The organism is Stenotrophomonas sp. YJH_SMC_91 (assembly GCF_059368495.1).
In genome coordinates, this window is record NZ_JCAFRT010000016.1 from 1 (window position 1) to 15,492 (window position 15,492).

Genomic DNA, 15,492 nt, shown 5'->3' on the forward strand with positions numbered 1-15,492 from the left:
CCTTGGCGCGCATCCCGGTAGTGCCGGCCGCTGGCCGGCAACCTCATGGACCTTGGCGCGCATCCCGGTAGTGCCGGCCGCTGGCCGGCAACCTCATGGACCTTGGCGCGCATCCCGGTAGTGCCGGCCGCTGGCCGGCAGCCCCATGGACCGTTGCCAGTTTCCCTATGGTTGCCGGCCAGCGGCCGGCACTACCTTTATGAATGGGCGATATTTCCCACCCTGCCCGCCCCGCCACGGCTTCGGTATGCTGGCGCCCTTTCCTGAATCCGGCGCCGCGAGCGCACTGCCGATGAGCCTGTTCCGCCCCCGCATGCTGCTGTCCGTCGCCCTGATCGGCCTGCTGGCCGGCTGCGGTGGCGATCCGGTCCGCCCCACGCCGCCGCCGGCGCCGACCGTGGTGCCACAGGCCAAGCCGGTGAAGATCGGTATCGCCCTCGGCGGTGGCGCGGCCAAGGGCTTTGCCCACATCGGCGTGATCAAGATGCTGGAAGCCAATGGCTTCGAACCGGCGGTGGTGTCCGGCACCAGTGCCGGCAGCGTGGTCGGCGCGCTGTACGCCAGCGGCATGGACGCGTTCCAGATGCAGAGCAAGGCGGTGGCGCTGGATGAAGCCAGCATCCGCGACGTGCGGCTGTTCTCCGGTGGCCTGGTGCAGGGCCAGAAGCTGCAGGACTACGTCAACGAACAGGTTGCCAACCGTCCGGCCGAACGCCTGAAGAAGCCGTTCGCCGCCGTCGCCACCCAGCTGGAAACCGGCGAGCGGGCGATCTTCGTGCGCGGCAACGTCGGCCAGGCGGTGCGCGCGTCGAGCAGCATCCCCGGCGTGTTCGAACCGGTGAAGATCGGTGGTCGCAACTACATCGATGGCGGCGTGGTCAGCCCGGTGCCGGTGGATGCCGCGCGCCAGCTCGGCGCCGACTTCGTGATCGCCGTGGACATCTCCAGCAAGGCCAGCGGCAAGGCGCCGACCGACATGCTGGGCATCGTCAACCAGTCCATCTCGATCATGGGCCAGCGCCTGGGCGAACAGGAACTGGCACGCGCCGACATCGTCATCCGGCCGAAGGTGCTGGACATCGGCGCTGCCGATTTCAGCCAGCGCGGCACGGCGATCCTGGAAGGCGAAAAGGCCGCGATGGCCGCGATGCCGCAGATCCGCGCCAGGATCCAGCAGCTGCAGCGCGCACGCGCCGCCGCAGCGGCACCGGCACCGGTAGCCGCACCGAAGTGCGAGGAAGCCTCGCGCCTGGGCAAGCTGATGGGCCGCAAGGACAAGTGCTGATCCCTTGATGCCTGGCCACCGGGCATGCCCGGTGGCCGCTCAGGACTCCAGCTGCAAAAGCGGCAGTGCCTGGAAACCCTTCACCGTGCGCAGCACGAAGCTGGAATTGGCATCGGCCACGCCACCGGCGTTGAGCAACCGGTCCAGCAGGAAGCGAGAGAAGTGCTCCAGGTCGCGCACGTAGACGTGCAGCAGGTAGTCCATGTCGCCGGTCAGCGCATGGCAGGCCACCACCTCGTCCCACGCTTGCACGCTGTCCACGAAGTGGCCGATGGCGGCCTGGTCGTGCTTTTCCAGCTGCACGCGCACGAAGGCCTGCAGGCCCAGCCGCAGCTGCCGCGGCTCCAGCCGCGCGCCATAGCCGACGATCACACCCTCGCTTTCCAGCCGCTGCAACCGCCGCAGGCAAGCCGAAGGCGAAAGATTCACCCGCGCCGCCAGTTCGGCGTTGGTGGCGCGCCCATCCCGCTGGATTTCAGCCAGCAGGCGTATATCCGTGCGATCAAACTGGACTTCTCCGGCCATTGTTGCCCCGCAACATGGTGAGTACGCAAGGATATTGCGCCAACAGGGCCAACGGGCGCAACTTTTGCAACCCTGTTGCGCGTGCTCTGCCCTAGCATCGTAGGCATCCCGTCAAGGAGTGCCCCATGGACCTCGCCCAGCCCCGCCGCGTCGAACACCAGCAGACCGACAAGGGCTACGTGCCGGTGTACACCACCGCGCTCGTCGAGCAGCCGTGGGACACCTATACCGCCGACGACCACGCCACCTGGAGCACGCTGTACCAGCGCCAGCGCGAGCTGCTGGTCGGCCGCGCCTGCCAGGAGTTCCTGGATGCACAGGACGAGATGGGCATGAGCGCGCACATGATTCCGCGCTTCGACCAGCTCAATGAAGTACTCGGCGCCGCCACCGGCTGGACCCTGGTCGGCGTTGAAGGCCTGCTGCCGGAACTGGATTTCTTCGACCACCTGGCCAATCGCCGTTTTCCGGTGACCTGGTGGATCCGTCGCCCGGACCAGATTGATTACATCGCCGAGCCGGACCTGTTCCACGATCTGTTCGGCCACGTGCCGCTGCTGATGAACCCGGTGTTCGCCGACTACATGGAGGCGTACGGCCGTGGCGGCGTCAAAGCCCATGCGATCGGCCCGGACGCGCTGCAGAACCTCACGCGCCTGTACTGGTACACGGTGGAATTCGGCCTGATCGACACGCCCGAGGGCCTGCGCATTTACGGCGCCGGCATCGTGTCGTCGAAGGGCGAGTCGCTGTACTCGCTGGAATCGGCCGCGCCCAACCGCATCGGCTTCGACCTGCAGCGGATCATGCGCACGAAGTACCGCATCGACACCTTCCAGAAGACCTACTTCGTCATCGACAGCTTCGAACAGCTGATGCAGGCGACGTCGCCGGACTTCACCCCGATCTACGCGGCACTGGCCAGCCAGGCGCATCTGCCGGCCGGTGACGTGCAGGGCGATGACCGCGTGTTCCAGAAGGGCACGGGTGATGGCTGGGCCGACGGCGGGGACGTGTAAGCGCACGGCGTACAGCGCTTCGCATTGAAAGGAAAACGGCGCACCTGGATGCGCCGTTTTCGTTGTTGCCTGCCTGCGCCATTGCAGCGGCGCAGGCGAGGGCAGGGCACTCAGGCGTCCACGGCGCGGCAGGAACCGCGCACCATCAACTGCGGATGCACGCTGGCTGCGGTCGGCGCATCCGGCACGTCGGCCTGCACCAGCATCGACGCGGCCACGCGGCCGATATCGGACACATGGCGACGCACCGAGGTCAGAGGCGGCCACAGCCGCGACGCCAGCGGGCTGTCGTCGTAGCTGACGATCGACAGCTGCTGCGGCACCGCGATGCCCGCACGCAACGCCACCTGGTACACGCCGGCAGCCATTTCATCGTTGCCGGCAAAGATCGCACTGGGGCGTTGTCCGCCCAGCAGCAACCGTTCGGCGGCATGCACGCCGGATTCGAAGGTGTCGCCCGCTTCCAGCACGCGCTCGCCCGGCAAGGTCAGCCCCACCTGGGCCAACCGGTCAAGGAAGCCATGGGTACGCTCACGCGCCGCGCGCCGGTCACCCGGTCCGGCGATCACAGCGATGTCGCGGTGGCCGAGCGAGAGCAGGTAGCCCGCTGCTGCTGCCGCGCCATCGCGATCGTGGGTGACCACCGCCTGCACGTCTTCTTCCGACGCATGCGCGTTGATCCGCACGTAGCGGCAGTCGATGTCGTCCAGCATCTGCGCGAGTGCAACCGATTCGGATGCACGCGGGCCGAGGATCACCCCATGCAGCTTCTGCTGCTGCACGAAGCGGCGCACGCCCTGCGCGCACTCCGGGTCCTGACTGTCGCAGGGATGCACCACCAGCTCATAGCCGGTGCCGCGCAGCGCTTCCAGCGCGCCGTGCTGCAGGTCGACAATGCATTGGGCGCCGGGGTCGTCGTACACCAGCCCGATCAGGAAGGAACGGCGGAACGCGAGTCCGCGCGCCAGGGGGTCGGGCACGTAACCGACCTCGCGCATCAACGCCTCGACCTTGTCGCGGGTGTCTTTGCGCACCAGCGGCGAGTTGTTGATGATTCTTGAAACCGTTTTCTTGGAAACTCCCGACAGTCGTGCGATGTCGTTGATCGTGGCAGCCTTGCCTTTCGATGCCGGCAACGCGGCATCGCTCATATTTCGCACTGACATGTATAGAACCAGGTAAGTCGGAGAATTCTAGCCTTGCGCCCGTCGGGCGCGAAGTTGCGGAATGTCGCAGCTGGAGCGGCACAGACCGTGTTCGACACGTTCCACCGCGTGAGGTTCCATTGTGATCGCTCTACTGCGTTTGCATCTGAACCGTTTTTCACGCGTGCTTGCCATGAATGCGGGTGCCACGCGCGCGAACACCAACATTCCCTTAACCATGCTCCGCTACAGTCGGGGCATGGACCTGCAGACCTCTCCGTTTCCGGCGTTCCGTGGCCGCGACCGGTTGATCGCCGCAGTCGACGCGGCGATGACCTCCGGTGATGCCGGGCGCATCACCGCCGACCTGCAGCTGGCGCTGCAGGAAGCCATTGCGGACAGCCGCATCGAGCTACCCGAATGCGTGCACCGTCCGGTCAGTGATCATTACGCGCGACGCCCGCTGTACCACAGCCAGGAACACGGCTACAGCGTGATTGCCATGAGCTGGGGCCCAGGGCAGGGCACGCCGCTGCACGACCACGATGCCATGTGGTGTGTGGAGGGCGTGTGGTTGGGGGAACTGGAGATCACCCGTTACGAGCTGCTGGAATGCGCCGGCGAACGCTGGCGCTTCCGACGCCACGCCGCGCTGCGCGGCGGCTGCGGCAGCGCCGGCAGCCTCATTCCACCTCACGAATACCACACCCTGCGCAATGCCAGCGATGAAGCCCTGGCCATTTCGGTGCATGTATACGAAGCGCCGATGGAACGTTCGGCGGTGTTCGACCCGCTTGGGGGTGACTGGTACCAACGCCGCATTCAGGCACTGCAGGCCGACGCAGTCTGAATCCGCCGCAGGGCAGGGTACCAGCACCTTCGCAGCGTGCATGGCATCATGCGCCGCTGCGCTGCCGGACCCGGCGGCGACCCGCGATGCCCCATCGGGCAAGGAGCAAGACCATGTCCAGCGCTGATCCGCGCCTGCGCGCGCTGTTGAAGCTGGCACCGGTGATTCCGGTGTACACCCCCGAAGATGTGAATGAGGCGGTCGAAGTGGCCCAGGCGCTGTTCCGCGGCGGCCTGCCGGTGATCGAAGTGACGCTGCGCACGCCGCAGGCGCTGGATGCGATCAAGGCCATGGTCGAGGCCGTGCCCGATGCTGTCATCGGCGCCGGCACCGTGCTCAACGCCGCGCAGATGCAGGCGGCGAAGCAGGCCGGCGCGCGCTTCGCGGTGTCGCCCGGTGCAACGGCGGCGCTGTATGCCGCCGCACGCGATGCCGACCTGCCGTACCTGCCCGGTGCCGCCACCGCCTCGGACCTGATCCTGGGCCTGGAGCAGGGCACGGACACCTTCAAGTTCTTCCCGGCGGTGCAGGCCGGTGGCGCTGCGTTGCTGGCGGCCTGGCACGGCCCGTTTGCCGACGTGCGGTTCTGCCCGACCGGTGGCATCAGCGCGCAGACCGCGCCACAGTTCCTGCACCTGCCCAACGTGCTGTGCGTGGGCGGCTCGTGGCTGACCACCACGGCGCTGCTGCAGACCCGTGACTGGGACGCCATCGAACGACTGGCGCGCGAAGCATCGGTGCTGGCCAGCTGAACCTGCTGCACGGATCTTCAAAGGTTTGATCGTGATCAAAGCGCCGGCCTCGAGCCGGCGTCATTCTGTGGGCAAGCGCACTGCGGAGATCCGAACATGCAATCCACCATGAAGGCCGCCGTCGTACGCGAGTTCGGCAAGCCGCTGGTCATCGAGGAAGTCTCGGTACCGCGCCCGGGGGCGGGCGAGGTGCTGGTCAGGATCGAGGCCTGTGGCGTCTGCCACACCGACCTGCACGCCGCCGAGGGCGACTGGCCGGTGAAACCGAACCCGCCGTTCATCCCCGGCCACGAGGGCGTGGGGCACGTCGTGGCCGTGGGAGGCGGGGTAGGGCACGTCAAGGAAGGCGACAGGGTCGGCATCCCCTGGTTGTACTCGGCGTGTGGCCATTGCGAACACTGCCTGGGTGGCTGGGAAACGCTGTGCGAGACGCAGCGCAACACCGGCTATTCGGTCAACGGCGGCTTCGCCGAGTACGCACTGGCCGATGCCAACTATGTCGGCCTGCTTCCGAAGGAAGTGGGCTTCGTCGAGATCGCGCCGGTGCTGTGCGCCGGCGTGACCGTCTACAAGGGCCTGAAGGTGACCGACACCAAGCCCGGGGACTGGGTGGCGGTTTCCGGCATCGGTGGCTTGGGCCACATGGCGGTGCAGTACGCCCGTGCGATGGGCCTGAACGTGGCTGCGGTGGACGTGGACGACAACAAGCTGGCATTGGCCCGGCAGCTCGGCGCGCAGATCACCGTGAACGCGCGTACCACCGATCCGGCCGCATTCCTCAGGAAGGAGATCGGCGGTGCGCACGGCGCCCTGGTCACCGCAGTGTCGCCGAAGGCGTTCGAACAGGCTCTGGGCATGGTCCGCCGTGGCGGTACCGTTTCGCTCAACGGCCTGCCGCCCGGCAACTTCCCGCTGGATATCTTCGGCATGGTGCTCAACGGCATCACCGTGCGCGGCTCGATCGTCGGCACCCGGCTGGATCTGCAGGAGTCACTGCAGTTCGCCGCCGAAGGCAAGGTCGCAGCCACGGTCAGCACCGACCGCCTGGAAAACATCAACGACGTGTTCGCGCGCATGCACGCGGGCACCATCGAAGGCCGCGTGGTGCTCGACTTCGCCGCCTGACTGCCTGTGCATGGCCGCCGCTGCTCCGTACCCCTCTCCCACGGGCACGGCGGCCATGCCGATCCATCGGTAGTGCCGGCCGCTGGCCGGCAAAACCCCAGTCGGTTCGGTAGTGCCGGCCGCTGGCCGGCAACGCGGGCACTCTGTGGCAGCCGTACAATACGCGCATGCCTGGCCTGCTCAAGACCCTGTTCCTGTCCATCGTCGCCCTGATCGGCGGCGTGCTGTCGCTTGCGCTGGTCAGCAGCGTCGCCGGCTGGCTGCCGCCGTTGCTGGGCCTGTCGCCGGACAGCAACAGCGTGCAGCTGGGGTGGGACCTGGCCTTCAGCGTACTCGGTGGCGTCGCCGGCATTTCCTTCGCCACCTATTACGCGCCGTGCTGGCCGCGTTCACATGGCTTCTCGATCTGGTCGCTGATCGCGCTGGGCTGTGGCTACGCGATGTGGACGGCGGGTGCGGACTTCCCGTTCTGGTTCGTCATTTCGCTGTTGGCATCGCTGCCGTTGCAACTGCTGGTCGGTTGGTGGTTCGGCCGCCGCCCCTCGCGCGATCTGCGCTGAGCGCATGCAGGTAGTGCCGGGCGCTGGCCGGCAACTGCAGGATGGCCGAGGTTGCCGGCCAGCGGCCGGCACTACCGCTTCAGCGACGGCAGCCTCTGCTTCAACCGCGCGATGCCCTGCCATGGGTCACTCTTCAGCCGCTTGGCGCGCGCCAGCGCCTTGGCCATCGGAAACGCATCGGCCGCGCTCACCCGGGCCAGTTCTTCCCAGCGCAGCGGCACCGCCACGCCGGCAGCATCGCGCGCGCGCAGCGACCACGAACACACGCTGGTGGCACCGCGTGTGTTGCGCAGCCAATCGATGAAGACCACGCCGCCGCGCTTGGCCTTGCTCATCGTCGCCACGTAGCGATCAGGCTGCTCCAGCGCCATTGCCTGCGCGAACGCCTCGCAGAACGCCTTGGCCTCGTCCCAGCCAGCCTTGGGCTGCAGCGGCACCACCACGTGCACGCCCTTGCCGCCGGACAGCCGCACGAAGCTCTGCAGGCCCACCTCCTGCAGGCGGTCACGGACATCGCGCGCAGCGGCCTTCACCTGTGCCCAGCTCACCCCTTCGCCGGGGTCGAGATCGAACACCAGACGATCCGGGTGCTCGGGATCGGCCACGGTTGCGCCCCACGGATGCAGTTCCAGGGTATTCATCTGCACCAGCTGCAGCAGGCCCCGCGCATCGTCGACGTAGACGTAATCCTCGCGGCCGCTCTTCTGCTGCAGGGGTACCGCATGTACCGCGTCCCCCAGGCCGGGGCCATGGTGCTTCTGGAAGAAGCAGGCCTTGCCCACGCCGTCCGGGCAGCGCAGCAGTGACAGCGGACGTCCGGCAATCTCGGGCAGGATCCAGCGCGCCATGCGCTGGTAGTAGTCGGCCACGTCACCCTTGCGCAGTTTCTGCCTTGGAAACACCACCCGCTCCGGATGAGTGATCTCGACCTCGCCTCCGGTTTCGGCATCTGCGGTGCTCATTCCCAGGTCCTCCTTCTGCTTGTCGCTGCGCAGTCGCTTGAAACTGGCCTGGCGCAGCAGGCCTTCCTTGCCCCAGCCACGGAAGGCCACCTCGGCAACCGCCACCGGCTTCACCCAGCGTACGCTGGCAGCGCGGAACGGCACATGCGCCGGCAGCTGCAGCACGGGCGTCTTCACCGCCGAGGGCTGCAGTGCCTTGAGGAGCGCGCGCAGGCTTTGGTCGTCGAAACCGGTGCCAACGCGGCCCACATAGCGCAAGCCGCCCTTGTCCGGCGTCGCCAGCAGCAGCGAGCCGAACCCCACCCGTGAACCCTTGGGTGCCGTGTAGCCGACGATCAGGAACTCGTCGGTGTCTTCGTGCTTCACCTTCACCCAGCTGCGCGCGCGGGTATTCACGTACGGGGCATCCACCTGCTTGCTGACGATGCCTTCGAATCCGGCCTTGCCACTGGCAACGAACACCTGCGGGCCATGGTCGATCACGTGCTCGCTGAAGGCCAGGGTGCCAGGCGCCGGCCCAATGAGCTCTTTCAGGAGTGCTTTGCGCTCCAGCAACGGCGCACGACTGATATCCGCTCCAGCCAAGCCCGGAAGATCGAACACGATGTAGCGCAGCGGTTGCTTCGAACTGCCGTCGATCACCCGCTGCAACGCTGCGAAGTCACTGCGTCCTTCCTTGTCCAGCACCACCAGTTCGCCGTCCAGGCGTGCATCGCGCACCGGCAGCGCCTGCACGGCCTGCACCACTTCGGGAAAATCATCGGTCCAATCCAGACCATTGCGGGAGCGCAGCTTGACCTCGCCATTGTGCAGATCCGCCAGCAGGCGATAGCCATCCCACTTGATCTCGTGAAGCCAGCGGTCGCCGTCCGGCGCACTGTCGCGATGATCGGTCAACTGCGGTTTGAATGCATGCGGGTAGGGTGCGTCACGTGCGCCGTGCAGTTGCAGCGCGCGTGCATGCCAGCGCACATCGGCCTTGCGTGTGGCCGTGCGTGCGACGGGTGCAGCTCGCGCCGTCTTGTCTGCGGAACGCTTCTTCGCCGCAGGTGTTCGTTTCGGCATCGGTGCCGTCAGCAGGTCATCCGCCTCCGCGTCGCGCGCTTCCCCGTCACCGCGCTTGATCAAAAGCCACTGCACCTGGCGTCCTTTCATCGCGGTCCGCACCAGCTTCCAGCCACCGGCCAGGCGTTGTCCATGCAGCACGAAGTCGATCCTGCCCGCCGCCAGTGCCTGCAGTGGATCGCCTTCACAGGCCCAGGTGCCGTGATCGAAGACTTCCACGTGGCCCGCACCATAGTGGCCTTCAGGAATGTCTCCCTCGAAACCGGCGTAGGACAGCGGATGGTCTTCCACTTCCACGGCCAGCCGCTTTTCACCGACGCGCAGGGAAGGCCCCTTGGGCACCGCCCAGCTCTTCAGTACGCCGTCCATTTCCAGGCGGAAGTCATAGTGACGCGAGCTGGCATGGTGCAGCTGGATGACAAAGGTCGGCCGCTGCTTCGGGTCGCCCGGTGCGGGCGTGTCGTCGGGCTCCGTTGTCTGCCCGGCGCCACCGCCAAGCCGGCGTTTGCGCCGATACTGGTGCAACGACATGGCTCACCCCGCCTTGCGTCGGGGTGCGGTCTTCTTTGCAGCCTTCTTCGTTGTCTTCTTTGTGGCCTTCTTCACTGGCGACTTGGCGGCTGCTTTGCGCGTTGCGGCCTTCTTCGCTGGCGTTCGCTTGTTCGCATCCAGGCTCTTCTGCAGCAGCGCCATGAAGTCGACCACATTGGTACTGGCGTCCTCGCGCGGTGCCGGCTCATCGTCCACCCGCGTGGTGCCGCCCTTGGATTTGATGCGCTTGTTCAACACCTGCTGCAGGCGCTCGCGGAATTCATCGTGGTACTGCGACGGATCCCAATCGCCGGCCATCGACTCGATCAACTGCTCGGCCATCGCCGTTTCCTTGCTGGTGATGCGATAGTCGGACAGCTTGCCGGTGGGCAGCTTGTAGTCCTCGGGATCCACCAGTTCCTGCGGATAGCGCAGGATCATCAGCACCAGCGCGTCCTCATGCGGCATCACCGCACACAGGTATTCGCGCGTACGCACCACCACCCGCGCGATGCCCACCTTGCCGGTGCTGCGCAACGTTTCGCGCAGCAGCACATAGCCCTTCTCGGCCTTCTTGCCGGGCACCAGCAGATACGGTTTCTCGTAATAGCGCGGGTCGATCTGCGCCGCATCCACGAATGATTCCACCTCCACCGCTTCGTGGCTTTCAGGCGCGGCCGAGCGGATATCACCTTCCTCCAGCACGACATAGCTTCCCTTGTCGTACTCATAGGCTTTGACGATGTCCTTCCAGGGCACCTCCTCGCCGGTGTCGGCGTTGACCCGTTCGAAACGTATCGGCTTGCGGTCGCGGGAATCGAGCATGCGGAACTGCAGGTCGACCTTGCGTTCGCCGGACATCAGCGACACCGGCACGTTGAGCAGGCCAAACGACAGCGTGCCGGTCCAGATCGGGCGGGCCATGGGCGTACCTTTGGCGGAACAGGGCATCCAGCTTCGGATGGGCGGTGTAAACCACCCGTGTCGATACCGTGCACGTGGGTTCTACGCAGATGCGGTAGTGCCGGCCGCTGGCCGGCAGAGCTCGCGGCCTGAAGTTTCCTGGGGTTGCCGGCCAGCGGCCGGCACTACTGCAGCAACGGCCTCACCGCCGCCGCCGGAATATGGTCCAGCGCGCGCCAGGCGTCTTCCACCACCGGCCGCGCCTGCGACCAGCCCAAGCGTGACTGCCCGCGCATCTGTTCCCAGTGCTCGGCCAGTTCCTCGCAGGTATCGGCGGCATCACCGCGTGGCCAATCCGCAGCATGCGTGGTCAACGCGAAGGCATACACCGGGCACAGGTCGCGCCAGTTCCGGTGGCTCTGCCCGCGGCGCTCCTCGTAGTCGCTGAGCATGTACTGCAGGTAGTCCTGCGCCACCGCCTGGGGGTCTTCATGGCGACGCGTACGGCGCTGCGCGCTGCGCTGGCCGAGCGGATCGAGCAGGGCGTTGAACACGGACGGTGCGGGTCGTTCAAGACGGGGCATGGCCGGCTCCTGCAGCGGGGGCGGGTGGGCAGGAATACGCGCGGTGCCGTTACCGGGGGGTGAGCGAGATGTTCATGACGCCAGGTTCGCAACGGCTTTACCTGCGGGGCGGTGTAGTGGAATCCCCCAAGGGCAGGTACCAGACCATGAGCCGAGAGACCTCGCGAGACCCGCTGCGGGAGAACCACCCGCCCATTCCCGGCGAGCAGCGCGGCAAGCGCGATGCCGACAACGCCGACTACCGCGGCACCGGCGCGCCGTTCTTCGATGCCGAGCACGACCACCTGCCGGTGAAGCACGAGGCTGAACAGGCGGCCCAGGACCGCAAGGATGGTGGCGACCGCCATCGCGGTGGCCAGGAGAGCCCGCTCAAGCGCCGTGAACGCAAGCAGCGCGCCAGCGACAACCAGGACGAGGCGCTGGAGGAGACCTTCCCGGCCAGCGACCCGACCTCGCCGTTCGTGCCAGCCAAGGCCCCCGACTGACCGGTAGTGCCGGCCGCTGGCCGGCAACCCCCTGACGCCCTGCGCGGCGCGATGCCGGCCAGCGGCCGGCACAACCAACTCAACGCCACGACCATTGCAGGCCGACGTTGGCTCGCCGTCCCGGTCCTGGCTCGTAGAAGCGACCATTGCCGTCATTGACGATCACCGAGCCGATGTAGGCCTGGTCCAGCACGTTCTCCAGCCGGGCGAAGGCGCGCAGCTCGCCGCCCGGCAGCGTCCATCGACGGCCGGCTTCCAGGTGCAGCAGGGCGTAGCCCGGCGCGCGCTCGGTGGCCACGTCATTGACCACGGTATCGCTGCTGGCCGTTGCCTCCAGCGCCCACTGCCAATCGGCAGGGCTCCACTGCAGCCGGGCGAAGGCCTGCTGGCGCGGCACGCCGGGCAGACGGCTGCCTGCAGCGACCAGGGTGTTCGAGGTCAGGTACGGCGAGCGCACCTGCGCCTGCAGCCAGGTCCACGCCAGCTGCAGTTCCAGGTGCTCGGCCAGCGGCTGTCGGTACTGCAGCTCCAGCCCCTGGCGGCGGGTGCGGCCAATGTTGCGGTAGGTGCTGCGTCCGCCGATATTGCTGGCAACGGCCAGCTCGTCGTCGGTATCTGCACGGAACAGGCTGATATCGAGTTGGTTGCCATCCTGTGCGTGCCACTTGCTGCCAACCTCGATGGAGCGGCTGCGCGCGGCGGCCAGATCCAGTGCCAGCCCGGCTTGGCCGTCGGCGCGATAGCCCAGTTCGTTGAAGGTGGGGGTCTCGAAACCACGCCCCACGGCCGCGTGCAGCCGCCACTGCGGGCTGGCCTCGAAGCTGACGCCTGCCACCGGCGTGGTCGCCTGGTAGCGGCGGTGGCCACTGTCGTCGGGGTTGGCGCCGACGATGTAGCGGTCATTCGATTCGAATCGCACGGCGCTGTGGCGCAGCCCGGCCAGCAGCGACCAACGCGGGCTCCATTGCCACCAGGCCTGGGTGAACTGATCCACGTTCTGCACGACGTCGATCTGGTCACGACGCAGCCGCCCACGCACGCCCAAGGCGCTGCCGATGAAGTTCTCGAAGCCGGTGCGGTGCTGGCGCTGGCGGTCGGCGCTGAGCCCGGCTACCAGGTCCAGCGGTCGCCCGGCCAGATCACCGTGCCAGCCCCAGCGCGCGTCCAGCCCGCCATAGCCGCCCTGCAGATCGATCACGCCGCCGGCATGCAGCGGGCTGTTGGTCTGGGGTGCCGGCGGAATCGGCAGGTACTGGCGTACCGCGCGCTGGCCGGCATAGCCCATCAATTGCCAGCGCTGCGCTCCCGTTTCACGGGTCCAGCGCAGGCCGGCCTGCTGCTGGCGCACGGTTTTGCGGGTGTTGTACTGGTGCGCGACTGCCGTGGCCTGGCGCGGATCAGCCGCCACCTGGGCACGGGTCAGGCCCAGCGGATCCTGCGCATCGGGGGCGTCAAGCGCATTGAGCAGCAGCTCCAGCCGCCCGCCGCCCAGCTCTCCACCGATGCGTGCGTTGAGCGATTCACGGCGCGCGCGGCTATGGTCCCGCCAGCCATCGGTGCGGAAGTGATTGGCGGCGATGTTGTAGTCCAGCACTTGACCGGCACCCTTCAGCTGCGCACCGACACTGAGCGTGGTGTCGGCGCCGGCATTCACGCGCAACCGCCACGGGTCGCCGGCCTGACCCTGCGCGCTCCAGACCTGCAGCACGCCGCCGGAGGAATTGCCGTACAACGCCGAGAACGGCCCGCGCAGCACCTCGATGCGCTCGGCGCCCAACAGGCTGGCATGCGACAGCTGACCCTGGCCGTCAGGCATGGTCGCCGGCACCCCGTCGATCAGCACCCGCACCCCGCGCACGCCAAAGGTCGAGCGTGCGCCGAAGCCACGGATCGACAGCTGCGTGTCCTGGGCGAAGTTCTGCCGGTCGCGCGCCAACAGTCCGGGGACCCCAGCCAAGGCCTCAGACAGCTGCGCGCCGGTGCCCGCGCGGCTGGCGTCGATCCAGACCGTGTCCTGGCTGGCCGGCAGCGCGAACGGATCGATGCCCGGCACCCGGGCGGCCTGTACCTGCACCGCAGGCAGGGCGGTGGGCGCAGGCTCGGCCACCGCCGCCCAGGGCGACAGCAGCAGGGCGGACAGCGGCAGGCAACGGCGTCGTGCGGCGGGATTCATGATTCAGGTTGATGGATCAGGCGGCAACGCACGCCATGGTACGGGGCCGCGGATGACGATGGCGGCGGCCAGCCCCGGCAGGCTTTGTTACGATGGGCTGTTTCCGGCCGAAAAGCCGCGGACCGCGTAGCGCACTTCCTCCCCCTTTCCGTCTACCGAACGAGTACCGCCGTGTCCTTCTTTGCAAACGTGGAACTGGTCCCAGGCGACCCGATCCTGGGCCTGACCGAGGCGTACAACGCCGACAGCCGCCCGACCAAGGTCAACCTGGGTGTGGGCATCTACTACGACGAGAGCGGCCGCATTCCGCTGCTGCGCGCCGTCAAGCAGATCGAGCAGCAGCTCGCCGCCGAGGCCAAACCGCGCGGCTACCTGCCGATCGATGGCCTGCCGGCGTACACGCAGGCGACGCGTGAGCTGGTGTTCGGCAAGGATTCGCCGCTGCTGGCCGCTGGCCGCGTGACCACCGCGCAGACCGTTGGTGGCAGCGGTGCGCTGCGCGTCGGCGCCGACGTGCTGAAGAAGCTGCTGCCGCACGCCACCGTTGCGCTGAGCAACCCGAGCTGGGAAAACCACCGTGCGGTGTTCAGCGCCGCTGGTTTCGACGTGCTGGATTACACCTACTTCGACCCGAGCACCCATGGCGTCGATTTCGACGGCATGCTGGCCGACCTGGGCAAGCTGGAAGCCGGCACCGTGGTGCTGCTGCACGCCTGCTGCCACAACCCCACTGGCGCCGACCTCACGGTCACCCAGTGGAAGCAGGTCGCGCAGCTGCTGAAGGACAAGCAGCTGTTCCCCTTCATCGACATGGCCTACCAGGGCTTCGACAAGGGCATCGAGCAGGACGGCGCCGCCGTGCGCATCATCGCCGAAGCCGGCATCGACAGCTTCATCGTCGCCAACTCGTACTCCAAGTCGTTCTCGCTGTACGGTGAGCGCGTGGGTGCGCTGTCGATGGTGGCGCCGACCGCCGCTGACGCCAAGGCGGTGCAGTCGCAGGTCAAGCGCGTGATCCGCACCATCTACTCCAGCCCGTCCACCCACGGTGCCGCGCTGGTGGCCGGCGTGCTGACCAACCCGGAACTGCGTGCGATGTGGGAGCAGGAGCTGACCGAGATGCGCGAGCGCATCCACGCCCTGCGCCAGGGCCTGGTCGAGAAGCTGGCCGCTGCCGGTGCACCGCAGTTCGGTTTCATCAACGAGCAGGCCGGCATGTTCTCCTACTCCGGCCTGAGCCGTGAGCAGGTCGAGCGCCTGCGCGACGAGTTCGGCATCTACGCCGTCGGCACCGGCCGCATCTGCGTGGCCGCGCTGAACCAGAACAACCTGGAATACGTCGCCAAGGCCGTGGCCACCGTCGCCAAGGGCTGAAACAACGCTCCAGTAGCTTGAAGACAAAGGCGCCGAAAGGCGCCTTTGTTTTTTTGCTTTTGCTCTTGCCTTTGCCATCCCCACCGCGCTCGCGGCGAACCCTGAAGCGCGCGGGAGGGGGAGGCTCGACAAAAGGAAGGCGCCACGAGCGCAA

The 15,492-nt window shown here is 67.3% G+C and carries 14 protein-coding genes; 8 read left to right on the forward strand and 6 right to left on the reverse strand.

Going from position 1 to position 15,492, the window contains the following annotated elements; translation table 11 throughout:
• The first annotated feature begins 292 nt into the window (after window positions 1-292).
• Window positions 293-1,285, forward strand: a complete 993-nt coding sequence (locus AC5P5X_RS16945) for a patatin-like phospholipase family protein (RefSeq protein WP_005411784.1) — start codon at window positions 293-295, stop codon at window positions 1,283-1,285.
• 39 nt (window positions 1,286-1,324) lie between these two features.
• Here AC5P5X_RS16945 and AC5P5X_RS16950 read toward each other — a convergent pair whose 3' ends face one another.
• Window positions 1,325-1,810, reverse strand: coding sequence for an Lrp/AsnC family transcriptional regulator (locus AC5P5X_RS16950; RefSeq protein WP_111189258.1), 486 nt, complete (start codon window positions 1,808-1,810; stop codon window positions 1,325-1,327).
• Between the two features lie 125 nt (window positions 1,811-1,935).
• Between AC5P5X_RS16950 and phhA the strand changes: the two genes are divergently transcribed.
• Window positions 1,936-2,829: a phenylalanine 4-monooxygenase gene (phhA, locus tag AC5P5X_RS16955; RefSeq protein WP_049402965.1), complete on the forward strand. Its 894-nt coding sequence runs from the start codon at window positions 1,936-1,938 to the stop codon at window positions 2,827-2,829.
• Window positions 2,830-2,939: 110 nt separating this feature from the next.
• On the opposite strand, the gene AC5P5X_RS16960 is transcribed toward phhA, so the two are convergent.
• Window positions 2,940-3,995, reverse strand: a complete 1,056-nt coding sequence (locus tag AC5P5X_RS16960) for a LacI family DNA-binding transcriptional regulator (RefSeq protein ID WP_032966311.1) — start codon at window positions 3,993-3,995, stop codon at window positions 2,940-2,942.
• 238 nt (window positions 3,996-4,233) lie between these two features.
• On the opposite strand from AC5P5X_RS16960, the gene AC5P5X_RS16965 reads away from it, so the two are divergent.
• The 4 genes from AC5P5X_RS16965 (at window position 4,234) to AC5P5X_RS16980 (ending at window position 7,261) form a co-directional block, all read left to right on the forward strand.
• Window positions 4,234-4,824 (forward strand): cysteine dioxygenase family protein, encoded by a 591-nt coding sequence (locus AC5P5X_RS16965; protein ID WP_005411799.1) that lies wholly within the window; start codon window positions 4,234-4,236, stop codon window positions 4,822-4,824.
• 113 nt (window positions 4,825-4,937) lie between these two features.
• Window positions 4,938-5,576, forward strand: a complete 639-nt coding sequence (gene eda, locus AC5P5X_RS16970) for a bifunctional 4-hydroxy-2-oxoglutarate aldolase/2-dehydro-3-deoxy-phosphogluconate aldolase (protein ID WP_099527421.1) — start codon at window positions 4,938-4,940, stop codon at window positions 5,574-5,576.
• A 96-nt stretch (window positions 5,577-5,672) separates the two neighbouring features.
• Complete coding sequence (gene adhP, locus AC5P5X_RS16975; RefSeq protein WP_033833528.1) at window positions 5,673-6,701, forward strand: alcohol dehydrogenase AdhP; 1,029 nt, start codon at window positions 5,673-5,675, stop codon at window positions 6,699-6,701.
• A 167-nt stretch (window positions 6,702-6,868) separates the two neighbouring features.
• Window positions 6,869-7,261, forward strand: a complete 393-nt coding sequence (locus AC5P5X_RS16980) for a hypothetical protein (protein ID WP_005411776.1) — start codon at window positions 6,869-6,871, stop codon at window positions 7,259-7,261.
• 71 nt (window positions 7,262-7,332) lie between these two features.
• On the opposite strand, the gene ligD is transcribed toward AC5P5X_RS16980, so the two are convergent.
• The 3 genes from ligD to AC5P5X_RS16995 all read right to left on the reverse strand — a co-directional run bounded on the left by ligD (window position 7,333) and on the right by AC5P5X_RS16995 (window position 11,306).
• Window positions 7,333-9,819, reverse strand: coding sequence for a DNA ligase D (gene ligD, locus AC5P5X_RS16985; protein WP_099527419.1), 2,487 nt, complete (start codon window positions 9,817-9,819; stop codon window positions 7,333-7,335).
• Between the two features lie 3 nt (window positions 9,820-9,822).
• On the reverse strand, window positions 9,823-10,743 hold the full coding sequence (gene ku, locus AC5P5X_RS16990) for a non-homologous end joining protein Ku (RefSeq protein ID WP_099527418.1): 921 nt from the start codon (window positions 10,741-10,743) through the stop codon (window positions 9,823-9,825).
• Between the two features lie 164 nt (window positions 10,744-10,907).
• A complete protein-coding gene (locus AC5P5X_RS16995) occupies window positions 10,908-11,306 on the reverse strand; it encodes a hypothetical protein (protein WP_012478657.1) in 399 nt (132 codons plus the stop codon).
• A 146-nt stretch (window positions 11,307-11,452) separates the two neighbouring features.
• Between AC5P5X_RS16995 and AC5P5X_RS17000 the strand changes: the two genes are divergently transcribed.
• The gene (locus AC5P5X_RS17000; protein ID WP_005411772.1) at window positions 11,453-11,791 is read left to right on the forward strand and encodes a hypothetical protein; all 339 of its coding nucleotides are present in this window, start codon (window positions 11,453-11,455) and stop codon (window positions 11,789-11,791) included.
• A gap of 79 nt (window positions 11,792-11,870) precedes the next feature.
• Here the strand turns inward: AC5P5X_RS17000 and AC5P5X_RS17005 are convergent, their stop codons facing one another.
• The gene (locus AC5P5X_RS17005; RefSeq protein WP_060380386.1) at window positions 11,871-13,964 is read right to left on the reverse strand and encodes a TonB-dependent receptor family protein; all 2,094 of its coding nucleotides are present in this window, start codon (window positions 13,962-13,964) and stop codon (window positions 11,871-11,873) included.
• Between the two features lie 171 nt (window positions 13,965-14,135).
• Between AC5P5X_RS17005 and AC5P5X_RS17010 the strand changes: the two genes are divergently transcribed.
• Window positions 14,136-15,338: an amino acid aminotransferase gene (locus tag AC5P5X_RS17010; RefSeq protein ID WP_043035284.1), complete on the forward strand. Its 1,203-nt coding sequence runs from the start codon at window positions 14,136-14,138 to the stop codon at window positions 15,336-15,338.
• Window positions 15,339-15,492: the final 154 nt, after the last annotated feature.

Excerpts from the sequence above, each read along its gene's own strand:
- AC5P5X_RS16980 (WP_005411776.1), top strand. The coding sequence starts at position 6,869 with ATGCCTGGCCTGCTCAAGACCCTGTTCCTGTCCATCGTCGCCCTGATC.
- AC5P5X_RS16945 (WP_005411784.1), top strand. The coding sequence starts at position 293 with ATGAGCCTGTTCCGCCCCCGCATGCTGCTGTCCGTCGCCCTGATCGGC.
- AC5P5X_RS16960 (WP_032966311.1), bottom strand. The coding sequence starts at position 3,995 with ATGTCAGTGCGAAATATGAGCGATGCCGCGTTGCCGGCATCGAAAGGC.
- ligD (WP_099527419.1), bottom strand. The coding sequence starts at position 9,819 with ATGTCGTTGCACCAGTATCGGCGCAAACGCCGGCTTGGCGGTGGCGCC.
- adhP (WP_033833528.1), top strand. The coding sequence starts at position 5,673 with ATGCAATCCACCATGAAGGCCGCCGTCGTACGCGAGTTCGGCAAGCCG.
- phhA (WP_049402965.1), top strand. The coding sequence starts at position 1,936 with ATGGACCTCGCCCAGCCCCGCCGCGTCGAACACCAGCAGACCGACAAG.
- eda (WP_099527421.1), top strand. The coding sequence starts at position 4,938 with ATGTCCAGCGCTGATCCGCGCCTGCGCGCGCTGTTGAAGCTGGCACCG.
- AC5P5X_RS16965 (WP_005411799.1), top strand. The coding sequence starts at position 4,234 with ATGGACCTGCAGACCTCTCCGTTTCCGGCGTTCCGTGGCCGCGACCGG.
- AC5P5X_RS17000 (WP_005411772.1), top strand. The coding sequence starts at position 11,453 with ATGAGCCGAGAGACCTCGCGAGACCCGCTGCGGGAGAACCACCCGCCC.
- AC5P5X_RS16995 (WP_012478657.1), bottom strand. The coding sequence starts at position 11,306 with ATGCCCCGTCTTGAACGACCCGCACCGTCCGTGTTCAACGCCCTGCTC.
- AC5P5X_RS16950 (WP_111189258.1), bottom strand. The coding sequence starts at position 1,810 with ATGGCCGGAGAAGTCCAGTTTGATCGCACGGATATACGCCTGCTGGCT.
- ku (WP_099527418.1), bottom strand. The coding sequence starts at position 10,743 with ATGGCCCGCCCGATCTGGACCGGCACGCTGTCGTTTGGCCTGCTCAAC.
- AC5P5X_RS17005 (WP_060380386.1), bottom strand. The coding sequence starts at position 13,964 with ATGAATCCCGCCGCACGACGCCGTTGCCTGCCGCTGTCCGCCCTGCTG.